The sequence below is a fragment of the Bhargavaea massiliensis genome (assembly GCF_050480245.1).
In the GTDB taxonomy this organism is placed as follows: domain Bacteria; phylum Bacillota; class Bacilli; order Bacillales; family Anoxybacillaceae; genus Anoxybacillus.
The window spans coordinates 96,465-112,029 of the sequence record NZ_JBCNEQ010000063.1; the positions used below are offsets into that span (position 1 = coordinate 96,465).

General features: G+C 43.6%; 19 protein-coding genes. 16 read left to right on the forward strand and 3 right to left on the reverse strand.

The features are described 5' to 3' along the window. Nucleotides 1–12: 12 nt before the first annotated feature. Both ABEV15_RS11985 and pheA read left to right on the forward strand, forming a co-directional pair. A complete protein-coding gene (locus tag ABEV15_RS11985) occupies nt 13–453 on the forward strand; it encodes a transcriptional regulator ThrR (protein ID WP_429632596.1) in 441 nt (146 codons plus the stop codon). 14 nt (nt 454–467) lie between these two features. After that, nucleotides 468–1,331: a prephenate dehydratase gene (gene pheA / locus ABEV15_RS11990; RefSeq protein WP_498853339.1), complete on the forward strand. Its 864-nt coding sequence runs from the start codon at nt 468–470 to the stop codon at nt 1,329–1,331. Between the two features lie 12 nt (nt 1,332–1,343). Here the strand turns inward: pheA and ABEV15_RS11995 are convergent, their stop codons facing one another. Continuing rightward, nucleotides 1,344–1,877: a transcription repressor NadR gene (locus ABEV15_RS11995; RefSeq protein WP_429632600.1), complete on the reverse strand. Its 534-nt coding sequence runs from the start codon at nt 1,875–1,877 to the stop codon at nt 1,344–1,346. Between the two features lie 2 nt (nt 1,878–1,879). Next, nucleotides 1,880–3,010, reverse strand: a complete 1,131-nt coding sequence (locus ABEV15_RS12000; RefSeq protein WP_498853340.1) for an IscS subfamily cysteine desulfurase — start codon at nt 3,008–3,010, stop codon at nt 1,880–1,882. A 93-nt stretch (nt 3,011–3,103) separates the two neighbouring features. Between ABEV15_RS12000 and nadB the strand changes: the two genes are divergently transcribed. The 14 genes from nadB to yajC all read left to right on the forward strand — a co-directional run bounded on the left by nadB (nt 3,104) and on the right by yajC (nt 15,094). Further along, on the forward strand, nt 3,104–4,636 hold the full coding sequence (gene nadB / locus ABEV15_RS12005; protein ID WP_498853341.1) for an L-aspartate oxidase: 1,533 nt from the start codon (nt 3,104–3,106) through the stop codon (nt 4,634–4,636). Continuing rightward, a complete protein-coding gene (gene nadC, locus ABEV15_RS12010; RefSeq protein ID WP_429632606.1) occupies nt 4,633–5,463 on the forward strand; it encodes a carboxylating nicotinate-nucleotide diphosphorylase in 831 nt (276 codons plus the stop codon). Before nadB ends, nadC begins: the two co-directional genes overlap by 4 nt. A gap of 12 nt (nt 5,464–5,475) precedes the next feature. Then, entirely contained in the window at nt 5,476–6,579 is a 1,104-nt protein-coding gene (gene nadA, locus ABEV15_RS12015; RefSeq protein ID WP_498853342.1) for a quinolinate synthase NadA, read from the forward strand. Between the two features lie 137 nt (nt 6,580–6,716). After that, the gene (locus ABEV15_RS12020; protein WP_498853343.1) at nt 6,717–7,778 is read left to right on the forward strand and encodes a LysM peptidoglycan-binding domain-containing protein; all 1,062 of its coding nucleotides are present in this window, start codon (nt 6,717–6,719) and stop codon (nt 7,776–7,778) included. 75 nt (nt 7,779–7,853) lie between these two features. Next, the gene (nadE, locus tag ABEV15_RS12025) at nt 7,854–8,594 is read left to right on the forward strand and encodes an NAD(+) synthase (RefSeq protein ID WP_498853344.1); all 741 of its coding nucleotides are present in this window, start codon (nt 7,854–7,856) and stop codon (nt 8,592–8,594) included. A gap of 78 nt (nt 8,595–8,672) precedes the next feature. Further along, a complete protein-coding gene (locus ABEV15_RS12030; protein ID WP_498853345.1) occupies nt 8,673–9,365 on the forward strand; it encodes a YhcN/YlaJ family sporulation lipoprotein in 693 nt (230 codons plus the stop codon). Between the two features lie 87 nt (nt 9,366–9,452). Continuing rightward, nucleotides 9,453–10,190 (forward strand): YebC/PmpR family DNA-binding transcriptional regulator, encoded by a 738-nt coding sequence (locus tag ABEV15_RS12035; protein ID WP_429632616.1) that lies wholly within the window; start codon nt 9,453–9,455, stop codon nt 10,188–10,190. 50 nt (nt 10,191–10,240) lie between these two features. Beyond that, nucleotides 10,241–10,711, forward strand: a complete 471-nt coding sequence (locus tag ABEV15_RS12040; RefSeq protein WP_498853366.1) for a BofC C-terminal domain-containing protein — start codon at nt 10,241–10,243, stop codon at nt 10,709–10,711. Between the two features lie 73 nt (nt 10,712–10,784). Further along, a complete protein-coding gene (gene ruvA / locus ABEV15_RS12045; protein ID WP_429632246.1) occupies nt 10,785–11,375 on the forward strand; it encodes a Holliday junction branch migration protein RuvA in 591 nt (196 codons plus the stop codon). 13 nt (nt 11,376–11,388) lie between these two features. Continuing rightward, nucleotides 11,389–12,387 (forward strand): Holliday junction branch migration DNA helicase RuvB, encoded by a 999-nt coding sequence (gene ruvB / locus ABEV15_RS12050; RefSeq protein ID WP_498853346.1) that lies wholly within the window; start codon nt 11,389–11,391, stop codon nt 12,385–12,387. Next, nucleotides 12,384–12,590: a DUF2905 domain-containing protein gene (locus ABEV15_RS12055; RefSeq protein WP_429632242.1), complete on the forward strand. Its 207-nt coding sequence runs from the start codon at nt 12,384–12,386 to the stop codon at nt 12,588–12,590. Before ruvB ends, ABEV15_RS12055 begins: the two co-directional genes overlap by 4 nt. A gap of 34 nt (nt 12,591–12,624) precedes the next feature. Next, nucleotides 12,625–13,656, forward strand: coding sequence for a tRNA preQ1(34) S-adenosylmethionine ribosyltransferase-isomerase QueA (gene queA / locus ABEV15_RS12060; RefSeq protein ID WP_429632240.1), 1,032 nt, complete (start codon nt 12,625–12,627; stop codon nt 13,654–13,656). 20 nt (nt 13,657–13,676) lie between these two features. Continuing rightward, entirely contained in the window at nt 13,677–14,816 is a 1,140-nt protein-coding gene (gene tgt, locus ABEV15_RS12065) for a tRNA guanosine(34) transglycosylase Tgt (RefSeq protein ID WP_498853347.1), read from the forward strand. Between the two features lie 14 nt (nt 14,817–14,830). Beyond that, a complete protein-coding gene (yajC, locus tag ABEV15_RS12070) occupies nt 14,831–15,094 on the forward strand; it encodes a preprotein translocase subunit YajC (protein ID WP_429632236.1) in 264 nt (87 codons plus the stop codon). Between the two features lie 24 nt (nt 15,095–15,118). Here the strand turns inward: yajC and ABEV15_RS12075 are convergent, their stop codons facing one another. Further along, nucleotides 15,119–15,493, reverse strand: a complete 375-nt coding sequence (locus ABEV15_RS12075; RefSeq protein WP_429632234.1) for a TIGR04086 family membrane protein — start codon at nt 15,491–15,493, stop codon at nt 15,119–15,121. Between the last annotated feature and the right edge of the window lie 72 nt (nt 15,494–15,565).

The window sequence follows — 15,565 nt, forward strand, 5'->3', positions numbered from 1 at the left end:
GAAGCTTGTGCGGTGGATAAAAAATTTTACTTAGTTCGTGAAGATGTATTGCCAGAGGCGATGAAAAAAGTGTTGGCAGCGAAAGAATTAATTGAACGAAAAAAGGTCGATTCTGTTGCCGACGCTGTGCAGCTTGTCGATGTCAGCCGAAGTGTTTTTTATAAATATCGTGACGCTGTTTTTCCGTTTCACACGATCGTTCGTGAAAAAATTATTACGCTTTTTTTCCATTTAGAAGACCGCTCAGGCACCCTTTCAAAGCTATTAAGCGTCGTTGCTTCGGCAAATTGCAACGTTTTGACGATTCACCAAACGATTCCGCTTCAAGGGCGTGCGAACGTTACATTGTCAATTAGCACAAGCGAGATGAAGATGACGATGGATGAACTGCTCGCGCAATTAAAACAGTTGCCTTTTGTTGAAAAAGTAGAGATTCTCGGTTCAGGGGCGTAGGGAGGAGAAGAGCTGTGAAAATAGGATATTTAGGACCAAAAGGGACGTTTACGCATGCGGCTGTTGAGGCGGTTTTTCCTCATGTGGCGGGCGTTCCGTATCATACGATTCCACAATGTATGGACGCTGTGCGTGACGGTGAAGTAGATTTCGCTGTCGTTCCGCTTGAAAACGCACTCGAAGGGTCTGTGAACTTGACGATTGATTATTTAATTCATGAATGCAATTTACCGATTGTTGGGGAAATTGTAGCCCCTATCGAGCAACATTTGCTCATTCATCCATCTCAATCGGAGCATTGGATGCATGTTGAACGTATTTATTCACACTCACATGCGATTGCTCAATGCCATAAGTTTTTACATCGCCATTTAAAACAGGCGACGTACGAATATGTCACATCAACAAGCGCAGCAGCAAAATATGTCAGCGAACATCCAGAAGAAAAAATCGCTGCGATTGGCAATCGTCTAGCTGCCAAACAATACGGTTTAGCAATTGCCAAGGAAAACATTCATGATTACGACTACAACCATACGCGCTTCATCATTTTACATCGCGAACGTTGTCAATTGCCGATAAAAAATCGAGAAGACGGGTTTAAAACGACGTTAATGGTTATGTTGCCGAAAGATCAAGCAGGAGCGCTTCATCAAGTGTTATCGGCGTTTGCATGGCGAAAGCTCAACTTGACGAAAATTGAATCCCGACCAGCGAAAACAGGGCTTGGCAACTACTTTTTTATCATCGATATCGACCAAAAGATGGACGATGTTTTAATTCCCGGAGCGATTGCAGAGCTTGAAGCACTCGGTTGTACTGTGCAAATATTAGGCAGTTATCCGTATTGTACGGTGAAAAAAACATCCCTCGTGTAAAAGGGATGTTTTTTATTCGATCAAAAATCCTGCCTGTTTTAATGCTGCACATGCTTCGTCTAGCTTTTCGATGGAATCTGCTTCTAGCGTGTGCAAATGGACACCATCTGTGAGCTGGGATAAATAGGCGGACTTCGTCTCGTTAATTTTTTGAATGAATTCATCGACCTCTAACCGATTGCTGACCATAATGGATGCTGTTAAGTCGCCGTATACAGGGTGTTCAATTTTTACATCTTTAACCGTAACGCCATGATCGACAAGTGTATACAGCTCGTCTTTCGTTTGTTCTGGTGTATGGCAGCAAGCGATGACGCGCGTATACATATGGGCAGAAGAAGGCGCTAAATATAAATATCCTTGGCTTGTTGCGATAATTGGTTCGTTTTTTGCCTTCAGGAGTGACATATCTTGAACGATGACTTGGCGACTTACGTTCGTTTTATTAGCCAACTCTGTTCCTGTCATCGGGCGTTTCGCTTCTTTTAGCCATTGTAAAATGAGTGCTCGTCGTTCTTCCCCTAATAGTTTTCTCTCTTTTTTCATGTTTACATCCTTTCTTTTTGAAGCTGTTCAAGTACGGAAACAACCGTTTCTACGTCGCTTTTTGTTGTATGCGCACCAAATGAAAGACGAATGAATTGTTTCGCTTCATCCTCTTCTTTGCCGATGGCGATCATCGTCTTGGACGGTGCTTGCTTTCCGACTTGGCATGCACTCCCTGTAGAAATCGCAATACCGTGGCGATTGCAGTGCAACATTACATATTGTCCTTCAAAACCGTGAACGAGACAGCCAACAATTTGCGGCAATTGAGCTGTCGGATGCTCGAAAACGGTCATTGGCAATTGCTTTTGAGCAATTTGTTCAAGAAAATAACGACGTAATTCATTCATCTTTTTTTGAACCGTTTCTCGCTTTTTTTCGGCTTCGAGCGCCGCGGTTGTAAAAGAAGCAATGCCAGGGACGTTTACGGTTCCAGGTCGAAATCCGCCTTCATGTGTTGTGTTTGGTAGCCACATATGCCAAGATACGCGCGGGTTCATGTAAACAGCGCCGACCCCTTTTGGACCATAAATTTTATGGCTAGCAATCGATATGCTATCGAGGTGAAGCTGTTTCACATCTATCGGTATTTTACCAAAAGTTTGTACACAATCGCTATGAAACACAATTTGTTTTTTCTTTAACAATTCACCAATTTGTTTTAGCGGTTGAATTGTGCCGATTTCAGAATTGGCATGCTGAATCGAAACGAGAATCGTTTCATTTGTCAACGCCCGTTCAAGCGCTTCAACATTAACTTGCCCGAAGCGATCAACGGGCACGTACGTAACGGTAAACCCTTCTTGCTCAAGTTGCGCGCATACAGCGTGAACGGAAGCGTGTTCAACGCTTGATGTAATAATATGTCTCCCTTTATGACGATGGGCGTAAGCAAGCGAGCGAATAGCAAGAACGTTTGATTCTGTTCCCCCGCTTGTAAAATATACTCCTTTCTCCTCGCCGCCAATCTGTTGAGCAATTTGTTTGCGACAAATCGTCAGCAACTCGTTGGCAGCTGTTCCAATATCGTGAAGGCTACTTGCGTTTCCAAAATATTTTTTCGCACTTTCGACATACACTGCTAAAGCTTCCTCACTCATAGGTGTTGTTGCCGCGTAATCTAAATAAATCATCTCGTTCACCTACTTCCCAAAACAAAAGTCTTGTCATCAGTTTAAATATATGTCAATATAGGTGTCAAGACAGTATGAAATGGAGGAACATCCATGCGTAAAGCGGATGTGATTATTATTGGTAGCGGCCTTGCAGCATTAATGGTTGCCTACCATTTATGTGAGCATAAAAATGTGATCATTTTCACGAAGTCGAATAAAGAAACGAGCAATTCTTGGCTTGCGCAAGGGGGAGTCGCTGCGGCCATTCATCGTGACGATCATTGGTTATTTCATTATGAAGATACGCTCATTGCAGGGTGTGAGCATAATGATGATGAGGCGGTACGCATTTTAGTTCAAGAAGGACGAGAAGCGCTTCAACATTTTATGAATCTCGGTTTTTCATTTGATGCCGATGAACGTGGTCAGTTGCTTTTCGGTCGAGAAGGCGCACATCGCATGAAGCGCATTTTACATGCTGGAGGCGATGCGACAGGAAAAAATATGGTGTCCTTTTTATTTGAGAAACTTTCTAATCGTGTGACGTTTATTGAACATGACCCTGTCATGGACTTGATTGTTTACGATGGACGTTGCGTTGGGGTGCAAACGAAAAAAGGAACGTATATGGCGGACGCAACAGTAATTGCGACAGGCGGAGTTGGACAATTGTATACATTTACATCTAATGCGCAAACGGCAACAGGCGATGGAATTGCGATGGCATATCGCGCAGGTGCAGCTGTTACGGATATGGAATTTGTGCAATTTCATCCGACGATGCTTTATGTGGACGGAAAAGCCGTTGGCCTTATTTCTGAAGCGGTGCGCGGTGAAGGGGCCATTTTAGTGACTGATGATGGGCGGCGCGTTATGGACGGTGTGCATCCACAAAAAGATTTAGCTCCACGCGACATTGTATCTCGAGCGATTGACAATGAAATCAAAAACGGTCATCGCGTATTTTTAAATATTTCTATGGTCCCACACTTTCCATCTCGCTTTCCGACGATCACATCTCTTTGTGAGCGCTATCAGATTGATTGGCGTAACGGTCTTATTCCTGTTGTTCCAGGAGCTCATTTTTTAATGGGTGGAATCGTTGTGAATGTGCATGGAGAAACGACGTTACCGGGATTGTATGCAGTTGGGGAAGCCGCATGTACAGGTGTACATGGTGCAAATCGTTTGGCGAGCAACTCATTGCTTGAAGCGCTCGTGTTTAGTAGGAGAGTTGCTTTTCGCTTATTACAAAAAATGGAGCGACGCTCTGTGATGGAAAAAAGCGAAAAAAAAGAAAGCAACGAACGCATTTCACTGCCGACGAAAGAACAAATTCAGCAAACGATGACGCAATATGTTGGCATTGTGCGCGATTATGATCAATTGCTTCAAGCGAAACAATGGTTTGAACAATATTCCATTCATAAGCTTGTCAACATGGCATCTGAGCATGATGATGAAAAACGGACGATCATGTACATGTTGATCATCGGCTGGCTTATCACAACTTCCGCTTTGCAAAGAAGAGAAAGCCGAGGGGCTCATTATCGAAGCGATCAACCGTTTGAACGCGAGTATTGGAAAAAACGGCGCATCGTTCGCACGAAAGCAGAGCATTTCACGAAGGAGGGGTTCTGTTGAATGAGTTAAAGTTAAAAGAACTACTCAAACAGTTTTTTTTAGAAGATATTGGAGAGCGAGATATTACGAGCGAAACTATTTTTTCTCCGATGGATGAAGGAAGGGCGATATTTGTTGCCAAAGAAGATGGCATTATCGCAGGTGTATCGATCATTGAAATCGGGTATCAGTTATTACACTCATCGATCGCATGTCAATTACATAAACGAGATGGAGAACGTGTGAAAAAGGGGGAACCGATTGCCGTCGTTTCCGGTCCAATGATTCCGCTTTTATCAGGGGAGCGTGTCATTTTAAATTTACTTCAGCGGATGAGCGGTATTGCTACGTTGACAAACAAAGCGGTCCGGGCACTAAACAGCAATCATACGCGCATTTGTGATACAAGGAAAACGACGCCAGGGCTTCGGATGTTGGAAAAATATGCGGTCAAGTGCGGCGGCGGATACAATCACCGTTTCGGTTTATATGATGGGGTGATGATTAAAGACAATCATATTGCATTTTGCGGTTCGATTAAACAAGCGGTAGAACGCGTCCGTTCGCAACTTGGTCATATGGTGAAAATTGAAGTTGAAACGGAAACGAGACAGCAAGTAATCGATGCGGTTGAAGCGGGCGTCGATGTTATTATGTTTGATAACCGTACGCCTGAAGAAATTCGCGAATTTGTCCAACTCGTCCCATCGTCGATCATTACGGAAGCTTCAGGCGGAATTACGCTTGAAAACATTGCACAATATCGGGATACAGGGGTTGACTACATTTCGTTAGGGATGTTGACGCATTCGGCAAAAGCGTTAGACATTAGTTTAAACGTGCAGTAGGAGGAATGAACGATGAACGTATTACAATTGATGCAACAACATGATACGATGCCAGAGACGTATAAACAGTTGTCTGTCGAAGAGATGGAAAAGCGAGTGGCCCACATAAAACAACAGCTTGGTGCACGTTTATTTATTCCTGGACACCATTATCAAAAAGATGAAGTTATTCAATTTGCAGATGCGACGGGCGACTCATTGCAATTGGCGCAAGTGGCTGCAAAAAATAAAGAGGCGGAGTACATTGTGTTTTGTGGTGTGCATTTTATGGCAGAAACAGCGGATATTTTAACGAGTGATGAACAAATCGTCATTTTACCAGATATGCGTGCAGGCTGTTCGATGGCGGATATGGCGGAAATTGAACAAGTTGAGCGAGCATGGCCAATATTACAACAACAATTTGGGGATACCATTTTACCGTTAACGTACGTCAACTCTACAGCTGCGATTAAAGCGTTTGTCGGTTTACATGGTGGAGCAACGGTGACATCCTCAAACGCGAAAAAAATGGTCGCTTGGGCGTTTACGCAAAAAGAACGCATTTTCTTTTTGCCTGATCAACATTTAGGAAGAAATACAGCTTACGATCTCGGTGTTCCGCTTGAACAAATGGCTGTATGGGATCCAACAACAAATACGCTTGAATACGATGGAGATGTTCAACAGATTAAAGTAATTTTATGGAAAGGACATTGTTCTGTTCATGAAAACTTTACCGTGAAACATATTGAGCATATTCGAAAAACGAAGCCGGATATGAAAATTATCGTCCATCCTGAGTGTAGTTGGGAAGTTGTGCAACAGGCGGATGATGCAGGTTCGACAAAATATATTATCGAAACGATTGCCAATGCACCTTCAGGAAGCAAGTGGGCAATCGGGACAGAAATGAATTTAGTTAACCGCATTATTCGGCAACATCCAGATAAAGAAATTATTTCGTTAAACCCATATATGTGTCCATGTTTAACGATGAATCGCATTGATTTACCACATTTGCTTTGGGTGCTTGAGTCGTTACTTGAGGGGGACGTTGTCAATCGCATTACTGTGCCAAAAGATATAGCAGAAGGGGCAATGTTAGCGCTTGAGCGCATGTTAGCGCACGCATAAACGGATCGGCATTTTTTTGCCGGTCTTTTTATTTTTATCATAAAAATTGTTTTCTGTTCATAAGTTATGTTGAAGCCTAATAGCGACAAGCTGAACATGACATACACGTCACGTCTGATCATAGGAGGGGGAAACACGTGAAAATTCATATTGTCCAAAAAGGAGACACACTTTGGAAAATTGCGCAAAAATATGGGGTTAATTTCGAAGAGCTAAAAAAAATGAATGCCCATTTAAGCGATCCAGACTACATTATGCCTGGCATGAAAATTAAAGTACCAACGCCGACTGCACCAGTGAAACCTGTAAAAAAAGAAACACAAAACGTTCAACAACAAACTGTTTCTTTCGATGTCGATATTCATGTAAACAAAAAGGAGCAACAATTACAACAACCGGTAAACATTCAGCCGATTGCGAAAGAAATTCCAATTATGAACGAGCCGGCAAAGAAAGAAGAACCAAAACAAGATATGCCGCTTTTGCCACCAAAGCCGCCGAACATTATGCCAAATATGATGGAACCTGACGAACAACAACCGGTAAACATTCAGCCGATTGCGAAAGAAATTCCAATTATGAACGAGCCGGCAAAGAAAGAGGAACCAAAACAAGATATGCCGCTTTTGCCACCAAAGCCGCCGAACATTATGCCAAATATGATGGAACCTGACGAGGATATGCAAATGCCGCCGTTCCCAGATATTCCACCAATTCCGCCAACCCAAGCGCCAATTATGGAGGAGCAACCACAGCAACCAGTACAACCGCAGCCTGTTCCGATGCCGTTGCCAGTGCCGATGCCATGCATCCCAGTTTCGCCAATTATGCCGGGATACGGTTTTTACCCGTGGATTCCACCGATGTATTCTGTCATGCCATGGGCATATCCACAAGGAACGACGAATCCTGATGATTGCGGATGCGGTGAATCGCAACCGACGCCATATATGCCACAAATGCCAAGCGGCATGAACGAATATTCGCAACAGCCACAACAAGCACCGTACCCGAGTCAAATGTATCCACCACAAATGCCATATGGTGAAAATATGCCAATGGCACAGCAACCGATGTATATGCCGCAACAAGCAGTGCCATACGGTCCATATGGGTGGCAGCAAGGATGGCCAGGACAGCCATACGGTGTAAATCCATATTTTTCTGTTCCTTATCGTGAGGAAGAAGAGGGGCAATGATGTCGCCTCTTTTTCTTTTTGTTTTTTGTGTGATAAAATGAACATGATCATGTTGTAAAGGAAGGATGTACATACATGGAGCAAAAAATTGAAAAATTAATTGCATGGCTTCGTGAGCGAGTGCAAGAAGCAGGAATGAACGGGGCAATCGTCGGCATCAGCGGCGGCATCGACTCCGCGGTTGTTGCGCATTTAATTAAACGAGCGTTTCCTAACGATTCATTAGGATTAATTATGCCATGTAAAAGCAATCCGAAAGATAAAGAAGATGCGTTAAAAGTTGTTGCAAGCTGTGGAATCGACTACCACATTATTGACTTAACAGAAACGCATCGCGTATTATTTAGCGAAATTGAAAAACAACTAAAGGCAAAAGGACAATGGAACGAACAAGCAGCTCGCCTTGGCGATGCGAATACGCGCGCACGCTTGCGTATGACGACGTTGTATGCAGTTGCAAACAATTACGGCTATCTTGTTGTTGGAACGGACAATGCGGCTGAATGGCATACAGGATATTTTACAAAATACGGAGATGGTGGCGTCGATTTAGTGCCGCTCGTTCATTTTACAAAAGGTGAAGTACGCGAAATGGCACGTATTCTCGGTGTGCCTGAAGAAATTATTACAAAAGCGCCAAGCGCAGGTCTTTGGGAAGGACAAACAGACGAAAACGAAATGGGTACGACATATGAAATGATTGACAAATATTTAAAAGGCGAATCGATTCCAGAGCGCGATCGAGCAATTATTGAGCGGCTTCATGAACGCTCTCACCATAAACGGCAATTAGCAATTGCCCCGCCAAAATTTTAACAGCGATAAAACCCCTTTTTTGCGTCAAGCTAATGATGTAGACGTATCGTCTACGAAAGCGAAAAGGGGGTTTTTCCTTTGCGGAAACGAATCGTCGCTCTCGGTGCAGTCATCGCACTCAGTGGGCTAGTTGCTTGTAATAACCAAGCGTTCGATACACGCTATACCGACCGCACACGCCCGATTGGATATTATTCAAACGAAAATGATATGAATGGTTTTCAGTACGGACGTTACGGCACAGAACGTTTAAACGGAAACATTCGTCACGTGCGCGATAACGATGGACCAATTACAGAAATATTCGATCGCGGCATAGATCGCACGCGAACTCCGCAAGTCGATCGTCATTTTAGCCGAGCGGATCGCAACTATCACGGCCATTTAAATGCGATGGATGAACGTACGCGCCCATCGTACTACCGTAACTATAATGGGGCGTTAGCTGAACAAATTGCTAAGCGTGCAGCAGCTGTAGAAGATGTGAAAGATGCGCGGGCAGTCGTCACAGGCAATCGCGTAATCGTTGCGGTGACGACGAACGAAGAAAATACTACGCGCATTGAACGTCTTGTTCGTCAGGCAATCGCTCCGTACACAGAAGGAAAAACGGTTCGCATCGTTGCAAACGAAAGCATGTACAACCGCATTCGTACGCTCGATAATGATATTCGCGATGGTGGTCCGATGGATCAATTAGAGCGCGATATTCGCGATATATTTAACGATGCAGGTGATATGATTGAACGGCCATTTATGAATCGTGGCTAAAAGGACAGGGGGCTCCCCCCTGTTCTTTTTCGTTTATTTTTGTTATAGTTTTTTATGGACATTTTTCACATATGAGAGGGGATCCAAATGGCAGGACATTCCAAGTGGAAAAATATTCAACGTCGCAAAAATGCGCAAGATGCGAAACGTGGAAAAGTGTTTATGAAGCTTGCAAAAGAAATTTATGTGGCGGCGAAAATGGGCGGAGGCGATCCTGCGACAAACGCCACGTTGCGTCTTGCGATTGAGAAAGCAAAATCGGCCAACATGCCGAATGAAAATATTGAGCGTGCGATTAAAAAAGCAACAGGCAATCAAGAGCATACACATTACGAAGAAATTCGTTACGAAGGATATGGACCTGGCGGCGTAGCGGTCATGGTTATTTGCCTAACGGATAATAAAAATCGTACCGCCTCGAACGTCCGCGTGGCGTTTTCGAAAAATGGGGGAAACTTAGGCGAAACGGGCTGCGTTTCGTATTTATTCGATCGCAAAGGACTCATTGTCATTGCGCGTGAAGGTTTAAATATGGACGAAGATGAGATGTTGTTACAAGCAATCGAAGCAGGTGCAGATGAAATGGAGACGACGGAAGATTCGTTCGAAATTTACACGTCTCCAGAACAGTTCGAACAAGTAAAAAATACGTTAGCTGCCCAAGGATTTACGTTCGCAACAGCTGAAATTACCATGATTCCGCAAACGTACACTACATTAACGGGCGATGATTTAACAAAAATGTTAAAACTTATTGATATGCTTGAAGATGACGATGATGTTCAAGAAATTTATCACAACTTAGATGAATCGATGTTAGAATAAACGGTCTTGCGATGGCAAGACCGTTTATTTTTGGAGAAAATGGTCAACATATGAATGAGGTGAGAACGATGAAGATTGTACTGACACTGTTGCTTAGTTTATTTTTTGCACAGAGCTCATCCTCTGTACAGATGACGGTCATTTTAGAAACGGTATATATGGATGGAGAGGTGAGCGAGGAAATACGCGAAGAAACGGTGACGTCGATGAAAGATATATGGAACGAATATAAAGATTGGTATCTCATCGACATGGATGATGAACAAATCGTTTTTCAACGATATGTAGACGATTTATCTCCACTAACGAAAGCAGGATATTTTGGTCTTACAAAAGATGGAACGCTATCGATTTTTGAAAGGAAACCTGGTGAGTCTTCGCGTGTCATCCAATCGTTTTTTCAAATTGATGTGAAAAAACTCGAAAGTCACGAACGTGAAAAGCTGAAAAAAGGCATTTCCGTTCGTTCAAAAAGAAATTATGAACGCGTCATCGAAGCGTATAAGCCATTCGGGAAATAAGTCCGCCAATGAAAGCGGACTTTTTTTTCGTATTATGCTAAAATGTAAGGCGTGAGAAAAGGAGGATAGGGCGTTGATTGAATTTATTCGTGGGTATGTCGATTACGTTTGTCCGGAATATATTGTCGTTGAAAATAACGGAATAGGGTATCAAATTTTCACTCCAAATCCGTTTTCGTTCCAAATCAATAAACAACAAACTATTGTTTATACATATCAATACGTTCGTGAAGATGTGCTTGCACTTTATGGGTTTCATACTCGCCAAGAGCGCGCATTGTTTGCTAAACTATTGCAAGTATCAGGCATCGGACCAAAAGGGGCGCTTGCGATTTTAGCTGCTGGTCAGCTTGAGCAACTTGTGGAAGCGATTGAAGCGGAAGACGATCAGTTTTTATGTAAATTTCCGGGGGTAGGAAAAAAAACAGCGCGGCAAATGATTTTAGATTTAAAAGGAAAACTGCACGTCATCGTTCCAGATGTTTTTCCGAATTTATTTACAGAGCCAGTCGAAGATATGAGCTCGCTTGCTGAAGCGATTGAAGCGTTAAAGGCGCTCGGTTATGCAGAAAAAGAAATTCAAAAGGTCGTGCCGATTTTAAAACAAGAACGATTATCGACGGAAGGATATATTAAGCTCGCTTTACAAAAACTATTGAAGTAAGGGAGGATGCTTGATGGAGGAGCGTCTCATTTCAAGCGCAGCTGATTATGAAGATGCATCGCTTGAATACAGTCTTCGCCCAAAACAGTTGCGTGAATATATCGGGCAACAAAAAGTAAAGGAAAACTTAACCGTATTTATTGAAGCAGCGAAAATGCGCGGAGAGACGCTTGATCATGTGTTACTGTATGGGCCCCCGGGGCTTGGAAAAACGACGCTTGCTGCCATTATCGCAAATGAAATGGGTGTTCAATTGCGAACGACAGCAGGACCGGCAATTGAGCGGCCAGGGGACTTAGCTGCGATTTTAACGACGCTTGAACCTGGTGATGTATTATTTATTGATGAAATTCATCGTCTGCCGCGAGCGGTGGAAGAAGTGTTATATCCTGCAATGGAAGACTTTTGTTTAGATATCGTCATCGGCAAAGGACCTGCTGCTCGTTCAGTTCGCCTCGATTTACCGCCGTTTACGCTTGTCGGAGCGACGACAAGATCAGGAGCACTCTCTGCTCCGCTTCGCGATCGCTTTGGAGTATTAAGTCGCTTAGAATATTATACTGCTGAAGAGCTCGCTCATATTGTAAAGCGAACGGCGCACATTTTTGCAGTACAAATCGAAGAAGAAGCGGCATTTGAAATTGCTCGTCGTTCACGAGGAACACCGCGCATTGCGAACCGATTGTTGCGGCGCGTACGGGATTTTGCTCAAGTATGCGGCGATGGAACCATTACGTTTGCCATAGCAAATGAGGCGCTTGAACAATTGCAAGTCGATCGTTTAGGATTAGACCATCTTGACCATAAACTATTAAAAAGCATGATGGAAAGATTCCGCGGTGGCCCAGTCGGATTAGAAACGATTGCGGCAACGATTGGGGAAGAGGCACAAACGATTGAAGACGTGTATGAGCCATATTTGCTACAAATCGGCTTTTTACAACGAACATCGCGCGGGCGAATCGTTACACCGCTTGCATACAACTATTTCGGTTTGGAGGTGCCACAATGATGAACCTGCCAAAAACAATTATGCTCATCGGTGTCATTTTTATTGTCGTTGGTTTTTTGATGCAATTTATTAAACTTGGGCGTTTGCCAGGGGATATTGTCATTAAAAAAGAAAATGCAACATTTTATTTTCCGATTATGACATCAATCATTTTAAGTGTCGTTTTATCGCTTATTTTTTATGTGATTGGTCGTTTTCGTTAATGTAGTAATTGCAATGAAGGAGAGGAACGTATGCATGAAAGTAGACTTATTTGATTTTTATTTGCCAGAAGAACTTATTGCCCAAACCCCGCTTCCAAATCGGGAAGCATCGCGCTTAATGGTGTTAGATAAGCAAACAGGCAAAGTGACGCATGAACCGACGTTTCGTTCGATTTTATCGTACCTAAAAGAAGGGGATTGTCTCGTTTTAAATGATACGCGCGTATTGCCAGCCCGTCTGTATGGAGAAAAAGAAGAAACAGGAGCGCACATCGAAGTGCTTTTATTAAAGCAGATGGATGGCGATCAATGGGAAACGCTTGTCAAACCAGCGAAGCGTGTGAAAGTAGGAACAACAATTTCATTTGGTGACGGTCGTTTACGTGCGGAGTGTGTTGCTGAGCTTGAGAATGGGGGGCGCATTCTTTCATTTTCGTATGATGGCATTTTTCTTGAAGTGCTTGAATCGCTCGGTGAAATGCCGCTCCCTCCGTATATTAAAGCACAGCTTGATGATCGAGAACGTTATCAAACCGTTTATGCACGTGAAGCTGGATCGGCTGCGGCGCCAACGGCTGGCTTACATTTTACGGAACAACTTCTCGATGATGTGCGAAAAAAAGGAGTGCATCTTGCCTTTATTACGTTGCACGTTGGATTAGGGACGTTTCGCCCGGTCAACGTAGAAAACATTGAAGAACATGATATGCATGCAGAGTTTTATCAAATGTCAGAACAAACTGCGCAATTGCTGAACGATGTGAAAGCGCAAGGCGGACGTATTATCGCTGTTGGGACGACTTCAACACGTACGCTTGAGACGATTGCATCCCGTCACGATGGAACGTTTGTCGCTGAAAGCGGTTGGACGGACATTTTTATTTATCCGGGTTATACGTTTCGTGCAATTGACGGCATGATTACAAATTTCCATTTGCCAAAGTCGACGCTCATTATGCTCGTTAGTGCGCTAGCAGGTCGAGAGCATGTGTTGCGCGCTTATGAAGAAGCAGTAAAAGAGCGTTATCGGTTTTTTAGCTTTGGCGATGCAATGCTCATTATATAAGTTGAGAAAGGGGACTATACGTGACACCAATCCGATACGAGCTCATTAAAACATGTAAACAAACAGGCGCGCGTCTCGGTATGCTTCATACGCCGCACGGCTCGTTTGAAACGCCGATGTTTATGCCTGTCGGTACACTTGCGACGGTAAAGACGCTTTCTCCGGAGGAATTAAAAGAAATGGGAGCTGGCGTCATTTTAAGCAACACGTATCATTTATGGCTTCGACCAGGCCATGAGATCGTCAAAGAAGCAGGCGGGCTCCATTCTTTTATGAATTGGGATCGCGGTATTTTAACGGACTCTGGTGGATTTCAAGTATTTAGTTTAAGTGAGTTTCGCCGCATTGAAGAAGAGGGAGTATATTTCCGCAACCATTTAAATGGCGATAAACTATTTTTATCGCCAGAAAAGGCGATGGAAATTCAAAATGCGCTCGGCTCTGATATTATGATGGCGTTCGATGAATGTCCACCGTATCCGGCTACGCATGAGTATATGAGACGATCTGTTGAACGGACGAGCCGTTGGGCAGAGAGATGCCTAAAGGCACATCAACGTCCAAATGAGCAAGGCTTATTCGGTATTGTGCAAGGTGGCGAGTTTGAAGATTTGCGCAAACAAAGCGCCCAAGATTTAGTATCGCTTGATTTCCCAGGATATGCGGTCGGTGGCTTGTCTGTTGGCGAACCAAAAGAGGTGATGAATCGCGTATTAGAATTTACAACGCCGTTACTGCCAGCTAATAAGCCGCGGTATTTAATGGGCGTTGGCTCTCCAGATTCTCTAATTGATGGAGCGATTCGCGGTATTGACATGTTTGATTGTGTGTTACCGACACGAATCGGACGCAATGGAACAGTCATGACAAGCGAAGGTCGTGTCGTCATTAAAAACGCGAAATACGCGCGCGATTTTACGCCGCTTGATCCGAACTGCGATTGTTACACGTGCCGCAATTATACGCGTGCGTACATTCGCCATTTAATTAAATGTGATGAAACGTTTGGTATTCGCCTTACATCTTACCATAATGTCTACTTTTTGATAAAATTAATGGAGCGAGTTCGACAAGCCATTCGCGAAGATCGCCTTGGCGATTTCCGCGAGCAGTTTTTTGAACAATACGGCTTTAATAAGCCGAATGCGAAAAACTTTTAGAAAGGGGTGAAAATATGGAAACTTTAGCAAGCTTACTGCCGCTTATTTTATTTTTTGCGATTTTTTACTTTTTGCTGATCCGCCCGCAACAAAAGCGCCAAAAGGCGATTCAACAAATGCAGGCGAACTTGCAAAAAGGAGACAAAGTCATCACGATTGGCGGATTGCACGGCATGATTGATTCGCTTGATGAACATACGGTCGTCATTCGCACTGGTGACGGTTCACGTCTTACGTACGATCGTTCAGCGATTCGTGAAGTCGTCAATGAAAAATAAGACAGGTTGTCGCCTGTCTTATTTTTATGCGCTTCGCGACTGTGATGTCGCCACATTGACACCGAACATGCCCCCGATCATAGCTGTGATGAGAAAGCCGGTATGGTATCCCCATTGTTCGCCTGAAAACGTTTGATCCATTCCGAGAAATTGAAATAAAAAAATGATCGTTGTAAAAATGGCGCTTGTCGCCCCGCCAAGCATCCAGCCTCGTGCTTTTCCTTTTGCCCCGGCAATAAATCCCCCGAAAAACAGCGACAAAAATGCGAGACCATGCATAACCCATCGCAACGATGTTTCGTCATAGTTGGTTAGCTTCAACAAAAGAGCAAAGATAAAACTACATATGATGGCGCTTGTAAAAATCGCTATGACCCCATGAAAAATAGCGCGAATCATCTGTAACCCTCCTTCCTACATTTAGTACAAACATATTCGATTGTCCAATTGTTTAGAATAAAAACGTAGCAA

Bases quoted from the DNA above. Each gene is read 5' to 3' on its own strand.
- ABEV15_RS12035 (WP_429632616.1), top strand. From the start codon at position 9,453: ATGGCAGGACATTCCAAGTGGAAAAATATTCAACGTCGCAAAAATGCG.
- ABEV15_RS11995 (WP_429632600.1), bottom strand. From the start codon at position 1,877: ATGAAAAAAGAGAGAAAACTATTAGGGGAAGAACGACGAGCACTCATT.
- ABEV15_RS12075 (WP_429632234.1), bottom strand. From the start codon at position 15,493: ATGATTCGCGCTATTTTTCATGGGGTCATAGCGATTTTTACAAGCGCC.
- nadE (WP_498853344.1), top strand. From the start codon at position 7,854: ATGGAGCAAAAAATTGAAAAATTAATTGCATGGCTTCGTGAGCGAGTG.
- ABEV15_RS12000 (WP_498853340.1), bottom strand. From the start codon at position 3,010: ATGATTTATTTAGATTACGCGGCAACAACACCTATGAGTGAGGAAGCT.
- nadB (WP_498853341.1), top strand. From the start codon at position 3,104: ATGCGTAAAGCGGATGTGATTATTATTGGTAGCGGCCTTGCAGCATTA.
- ABEV15_RS12055 (WP_429632242.1), top strand. From the start codon at position 12,384: ATGATGAACCTGCCAAAAACAATTATGCTCATCGGTGTCATTTTTATT.
- ABEV15_RS12040 (WP_498853366.1), top strand. From the start codon at position 10,241: ATGAATGAGGTGAGAACGATGAAGATTGTACTGACACTGTTGCTTAGT.
- yajC (WP_429632236.1), top strand. From the start codon at position 14,831: ATGGAAACTTTAGCAAGCTTACTGCCGCTTATTTTATTTTTTGCGATT.
- nadA (WP_498853342.1), top strand. From the start codon at position 5,476: ATGAACGTATTACAATTGATGCAACAACATGATACGATGCCAGAGACG.
- ruvB (WP_498853346.1), top strand. From the start codon at position 11,389: ATGGAGGAGCGTCTCATTTCAAGCGCAGCTGATTATGAAGATGCATCG.
- queA (WP_429632240.1), top strand. From the start codon at position 12,625: ATGAAAGTAGACTTATTTGATTTTTATTTGCCAGAAGAACTTATTGCC.